We start from the raw sequence: 6363 nt of genomic DNA on the forward strand, positions 1-6363 counted from the left end.
GTTCAGATCCCGCCGGTGCGTTTGCTCATCGGCACGGGCCACCCATAGCCCTTGCGCCTGGCTCACGGCCTGATGAATAGCCCCCAGGTGGTTGAGGTTGACGTGCCAGGCGCCGGCGTCGGCTTCTACGCCGGGGCAGGCGTTGCTGCTCACGTGAATCACCGGCCCGGGCCACTCGGGCACCAGCAACGGGTCGACGCTGCCGGGGTGCACTTGCAACAGCAGATGCGTGTCCGCCAGCGTCGGCAAGCCGGCCTGGGCCCTTGCGCCCCAGCGGCGCAACCAGCCGGCGATCGCGTTTGCCAGTTCCGGGATCGGCGAGGCCACGTAAATGGTCTCAGCCAGCAACGGTGTCATCGGTGGAACAGATGCTTCTTCCAACGGTAGGATCAGGCTGAAACTGCTGCCCAGGCCGAGTTCGCTGACCATGCGGATATTGCCGTTCATCAACTCCGTCAGGCGCTGGCAGATAGGCAGGCCCAGGCCGGTGCCGGCGACCACATTGGTATTGCCTTCACTCTGGTAAAACGGCTCGAAGATCATCGCCTGGTCTTCCTGGGCGATACCTTTGCCGGTGTCCGAGACTTGCCACAACAGACTGGAGCGTTCCCCGTCGCGGCCCAGCACTTTGACCCGCATTACCACGCGCCCATAGTCGGTAAATTTCACCGCGTTATTGAGCAGGTTATTGAGAATCTGGCGGATGCGCGTTACGTCGCCGATCAGGCGTTCCGGCAGCTTGGGATCGAAGCAGGCATACAGCTGCAGGCCCTTGGCGTGGGCGGCTGCGGCGTAGCCCTGGATGATTTCATGCACAAGGTCCAGCGGCGAGAACTCGCCCATCTCCAGTGCCAACTGCCCGGCCTCGATCTTCGATACGTCCAGCACATCGCAGATCAGTTGCAGCAAGGTCGACGATGAGCCTTCGATCGCCTGCAGGTAGTCCTTTTGTTGTGCATCCAGTTGCGTGCGCGCCAGCAGTTCCAGGGTGCCGAGCACGCCATACAGCGGTGTACGGATTTCATGGCTCATGGTCGCCAGGAACAGGGTTTTTGCCGCGTTGGCTGCGTCCGCCGATTGCCGCGCCTCTTCCAGCGCCGCCTCGACCTGCTTGCGCGCACTGATGTCACTGAAGGCGCAAAACAGCACGTCTTCGCCTTTGTAGCGGGTCGGTGCACTGCTCAGGTACAGGTGACGGCCGTCGATGGTTTCAAAGTAGTCACTGCGCTCGGAAGGTCCGTTGGCAAAGGCTTGCTCGATCCAGCCGGCGCGCAGCGCCTCGCGCTCCGGCCCGTTACCCAGCCATTGCTGGGCCAGGGTGTTTTCCAGTACCACCCGGCCGTCGGTGCGGCGCAGCACGCAAAGGGCCACTGGCGCGGTCTGGATCACATCGCGGCCGAAGGCTTCGCTTTCGATCAACGCCTGGATGCGATGGATCGACGGAATGATGAAACGCTGATCGACGCGGCGCATCACCAGCCAGATCAGTGTCAGGCTGAACAGGCAGAACAGCAGCGAACCGAGCAGCTGTTTCCACAGGCCGGTGACCACCGCACGCAGGTCGATGGAGTACATCAACTGCCATTCAGAGGACTTCAGGTGTTTGCGAATCACCAGGTGGTCGGGCAGCCAGCCGCTGCCGACAAAACCGAAAAAACTGTCTTCGCCGGGCCTCAGGTGTTGCTGGCTCAACTGTGTATCGGTGCTGTTGGTGAACACCAGCATGCCCTGGGAATTGAGCATCATGAACTCACCGGCGCTCTGGTCGCTGAGTGTCGATGAGACTTCACGGCTATCCATCTCCAGGCCGAGCCAGCCGGAGTCGCGATCACGCTCGTCCAGGCGGATGAAGATATACAGGTGCGAGTGCTGTTCAGTCCTGTCGCTCAGCCAAAGTTCGTTAAGCGTGGCCGGGTCGGTGTGCTGCAGAGCCTTGAGGCGGTTGAGCATACATTTGGAAATCGGCAATACCTGCGCGGTGGCGTCGTAAAGGCGCATCACTTGCGGGTTGGGGCCGGCGTTTACATAGAGTAGGTTCAGCTGTGTGGCCTTGAGGTAGTCGCGCATGCGTGCGGTCAGCCAGATGCTCCACTGGTTGCCCGATGTGTCGCCCAATTCCAGGTGTTGTTCTTCGGCCGAGGACGGATAGACCCTGGACTGCTTGCGCACTGCCGACAGGCTCAGGCTTTCGAGCAGGGCTTGGCGGTTGGTGAAAAAGGTATGGGCTTCGGCAATGGCGCTGCTCATGTAGCCGCGGCGCTGGGAGATGTCGTTGTTGAAGGTCGACAGCAAAAAGGTATAGACCCCGCTGAGGATGCCTACCAGCAGCACGCTCGCAAAAATACGAAGCAGCCTTCTGGCTGCTTCGGGTCGGGAGAGGACGGGGTTGATCTGGAGCAGATAACTTTTCAATCGCATCGGCAGACTTTACGTCTGGGCCTCTGCCGGTGGCATAAGACGATCCTTAAAAATCACCTACTTGTAGTACATATCCACCACTACGGCAGCGTCGAACGCTCCGGGAATCGGTAGGGTGCGCCACTTGAGGTCGGCGCGGAATTCATCGTGGCTCTGGCCCAGGCCCATCAGCTCCTGCAGCGTGAACCAGTTATTGAAGGGCAGTTGCTGCTGGCTCTCGGCGCGAGACAGCGAGATGCCGACTGAGCTGTTGTTGTCCGGCACCAGCAGGCCATTGTTCACACTGCCGCCGCCCGGCGTGGTGGCGAAGCGTGCGCTGACAGTATAGGGCGTGTCGCAGCCCTTGCGCAGGTTCAGGCTGAAGTTCGCGCTGCTGGCGACTTCACCGATCGAGGCTTTGCGCGAAGGTGTGGGGAAGTTGACCACGCTGGGGCTGATGGTCAGTTCGGGAGTGCAAGGCACGAAGCGGATATCGTTCATGCCAGTGACCACATAATTGAAGTTGCTGTTGGGTCGTGAGTTGAGCCCGCGCACGCCGTCCAGTTGGAACACGCGGTAAGAGGTCAGGGTGCTGGCCTGGCCGCTCGGTGGCGTGGGGTCGTACTTCTCGATGAACACGCTGAAATTGAGGGTGAAGCGCGCCTTGTCCCAGCCCACGCAGTTGGACAAATTGCAGCCTCGGTCGGAGAAGAAACCGGTACCGACCTTACCGGTGCTTTGGGTAATCGGTTGGTTGTTATAGCGAATGCCCACGCGGATCCCGGTGCCGATACTCACGCTGGCCGGGTTGACATAGAAATACACTTCCTCACGGCCGTGGAGGTAGTCGTCCTTGCAGATGACATTGGTCGAGCGCGGGCCGGATTCCCAAATGATGGTGCCGTTGGGTGCGTCGGCGGCGACTGCCAGCGCCGTGCCCAGCGCTTCCTGGGTGATGATCGAGTTGGTGCCGTCCTCGCGGCAGGCCAGTGCGTGGCTGGTGGCGGGCAGGACCGCGCAGGCCCATATCAGTAGGGGTAAACAGCGTTTGGTCAGTGACATTGGTATAAATACCCCGTGATTTATCAGTTGAGCGCCGTGCTATGACGGGCTTGCAAACCGATATCGGTGATTTCGGTGAAGTGGAGAATGGCGCCCTTGGGCACAGCGTCGAGCGCGGTCAGGGTTTTGCGTTCATGGGGCTTGAGCAGCAGGTAATCGCTGAGCGTCTGGCTGTCGATTCGCAGGTTGACCAGCGACAGGTGGAAGGCGCTGGGGTTGTTGACCGTCACCGTGCGCCCGTCGCTGCTCCATACCAATTGCTGCACCGCCTCGGCCGAGCCGCCCTGGAGTGCGGGGGGCCGATAGAACAGCTTGAGCCGCTGGCGGATCGCGAACTGCACGCTGTTGGGGTCTTCAGGCTTGAGCGGGATCTCCATGATATTGAGCCAGAACAGCGATTCCCGATCGCTGGGCAAGCCCTCACCGGCATACAGGATGCGCAGCTTGTGATGCTCCCCGGCGCCCAGTTGTACCAATGGCTCGGTGGCGGCAAAGGGCACGGTGCGGTCGGCTGATTCGTCCTCGCCGGTGATCCAGGTTTGCACCACCACTTCCCGCGAGGCCTGGTTGACCACGCTGATACCGGCGGCCTTGTCCTGGCCGAAATAGATCAGGCGGGTGCCTTCGATCTTCAGCGCCGCATCGGCAGGCGGGGGCGCAAGCACCAGCAGGCCGCAGGCGAGCAGCCCCATTCTGAGTAGAAACATGAACACGGTAATTCCATGGTCGGGTAAGGGAACGCAGCCCATGGTAGGTAGCGAGTGGCGCGAAGGCTTTGAGGCGATTCTTAAAAGTACGGTGTGCCCCGGATTGCCGTTTCAGAATCGCCTTAAAGTCAGGGTTCACCCCTGACGGTTACTTTGCTCAGCGTTGAATGATCGACGCGGATGCCCAACTGTCAGGTTTACCCTATGTCCAATAAAGCGTTACGCCTTCTGATTGCCGATGCAGAGCTTTTGCAACGGATCAAGATCGAGAAAATGCTCAACCAGCTGGGCTATCACCGCATCGCCCCGTTGAGTTCGTTCGACGAGTTGCAGGCACTGACACGCTCGGGCGTTGTGGCGTTTGACCTGCTGATCATCAACACTGCGCTGGTGCACTCGCGGCAGGTCAACCTGCTCAAGTACTGCCATGACAACCCGTTGATCCGCCACACGCTGATCTATGACGGGCAATGTGCGCAGCGCTCGGTAGTGTCGGTCTCGGTCAGCCAGACCCTGCACCTGTCGTTGTCACAGTCGCCAGACTTCACCTCTCTGCGTCGCTGCATGGAAATTGTCGATCCGGCACACAGTTCTCCGACCGCTGAGTGGCCCATGCTGCGCGCCGTGGACGGCCGAGCGCCCCAGCCTTCGATGAGCCCGCGGGCGGTCTACCAGGGCGACCCGACTGTGGTGGCATGTGCCGTGGGGTTGTTTCCCAAGCGCTGATCGTATCGCGCAGCATCAGTCACGCCAGACGGGCAGATCATCAAGGCCCAGTGCCCAATGAGGTTGCCGTGGCCGCAGGCACACACCACCGACCCAGCGCTCATGGCTGGCGTGCTCCAGCCAGCAGGCATTGCCGTCCAGTACCTGATGCGCCAGTGGCGTCAGCGCCAATACGCGGCGCGGCCACTCCACGTCCGTTTCGGCCTCGATCAGCAGCGGCGCCGTCCCATCAATCAATGGGCGCAGCAGCGCGTGAAACATCATATCGCCCAGGAAAGGCAGTGGCTCGCGCTTGGCCATCAACTCGGCAAACACCCGACCGAAAGGCACAGGCCCGGCCTCAGCGATATACCTCAGGGACAAACGTTCAGTCAGTGACAAACCGTCCTCGATACCCGGCAACTCCTGTAGCTGGCGCCGTAACGCCGGTGCCAGAAAAGGCAGGGCAGGGTGATTGCCATGGGCCAGTTCCGCGAGGTTGAGCGGTGAGCTGTCGCAGTAAGCCGACCAGACCCGTTTGGCCAACTGCACTGCGTCGTCGTCGATCAAGCGCCGCTGCGGCCAGAGCCAGGCCAGCACATCGGGGGCCAATTGGCCTATGCCGATAAATCGCTCGACTCCGGGAATTCGGTCTGCCTCAATCAGCTCCAGCTTGCGCGGCGCCTGCTCAAGGCCAGCCAGGGCGCGGACCAGGAACAATTGATCGTAGGCGTCCGCCTCGCACCACAGCACACTGGGATCGGCGTTGTTCAAGGCTTGTAGTTGGTTGTATTCATCGTTGATGCGATGCGCAACTTCAGTGGAGTCAATGGCAAAGGCCTGACTGATAAAGGTACTGCGCATCGCTCGGAACGCTTCGCTGGGCAGTTCACGCACTGGCCCCATGCACAGCGGGTCCGTGAGCATCCGGAACTGTCCCTTGAACCCGGCCAGTTGCAGGCTGTGGGCAATATCGTTGCCACAGCGCCAGTGGGTGGTGCGGGATTCATCGCTGGCATCGAAACCAGGGTGGCGGGCGGCAAAGTCGAGGGCGTCGACGTGTGCCTTGAGCTTGGGCCAACTGGCGAAGCCCAGCTGTTTGGCTACCTGCCATTGAGCCTGGGACAAGGTTGCGCTGGGGTCTAGGCTTTTCAGCTGCGACAACAGTTCCTTGGCGCGCTTGCGCTGCTGCTCAAGGTTGAGGCGGCCATTGGTAGTGGAGGCTAAAGGGCGTTGCGACATACGAGCTCCTTGCACAAACCTTTTCCGCTTCAAGGTTGGGAGTCGTAGAAATGGGTGGAGCTGGGATGTCTTGGGCGCAGCCCTTTCCGCGGAAGGTGGCGTAGAGAGCGCCAGGCGGAAATATAGGCAGCATTGCCATCGGGTGGCAACCCCAAAAATGTAGGAGCGAGCTTGCTCGCGAAAAACGTCAACGATAACGCGTGCTTCCTGAATAAACGCGGTGCCTGTGGTTTTTTCGCGAGCAAGCTCG

The 6363-nt window shown here is 60.7% G+C and carries 6 protein-coding genes; 1 reads left to right on the top strand and 5 read right to left on the bottom strand.

What is annotated here, in order from left to right; all coding sequences use genetic code 11:
• From GIW04_RS26495 to GIW04_RS26505, 3 genes are all read right to left on the bottom strand, one after another.
• The coding region (locus tag GIW04_RS26495) for an ATP-binding protein (RefSeq protein ID WP_236479354.1) at positions 1-2418 on the bottom strand (2418 nt) is incomplete at its 3' end.
• Between the two features lie 57 nt (positions 2419-2475).
• A complete protein-coding gene (locus GIW04_RS26500; RefSeq protein WP_003192439.1) occupies positions 2476-3459 on the bottom strand; it encodes a fimbrial protein in 984 nt (327 codons plus the stop codon).
• A gap of 23 nt (positions 3460-3482) precedes the next feature.
• The gene (locus GIW04_RS26505) at positions 3483-4172 is read right to left on the bottom strand and encodes a fimbrial biogenesis chaperone (protein WP_120248893.1); all 690 of its coding nucleotides are present in this window, start codon (positions 4170-4172) and stop codon (positions 3483-3485) included.
• A 198-nt stretch (positions 4173-4370) separates the two neighbouring features.
• Here GIW04_RS26505 and GIW04_RS26510 point away from each other — a divergent pair, with 198 nt between their 5' ends.
• Positions 4371-4892, top strand: coding sequence for a hypothetical protein (locus GIW04_RS26510; RefSeq protein WP_003192436.1), 522 nt, complete (start codon positions 4371-4373; stop codon positions 4890-4892).
• A gap of 15 nt (positions 4893-4907) precedes the next feature.
• On the opposite strand, the gene GIW04_RS26515 is transcribed toward GIW04_RS26510, so the two are convergent.
• On the bottom strand, positions 4908-6113 hold the full coding sequence (locus GIW04_RS26515; RefSeq protein WP_034134241.1) for a DUF1835 domain-containing protein: 1206 nt from the start codon (positions 6111-6113) through the stop codon (positions 4908-4910).
• Positions 6114-6142: 29 nt separating this feature from the next.
• Positions 6143-6363 (bottom strand): hypothetical protein (locus tag GIW04_RS26520; protein ID WP_236479355.1); only part of this gene is annotated, 221 nt, incomplete at its 5' end.

The sequence above is a fragment of the Pseudomonas sp. PA-4-8C genome (assembly GCF_021606625.1).
GTDB classification, from domain to species: Bacteria; Pseudomonadota; Gammaproteobacteria; order Pseudomonadales; family Pseudomonadaceae; genus Aquipseudomonas; species Aquipseudomonas lactis.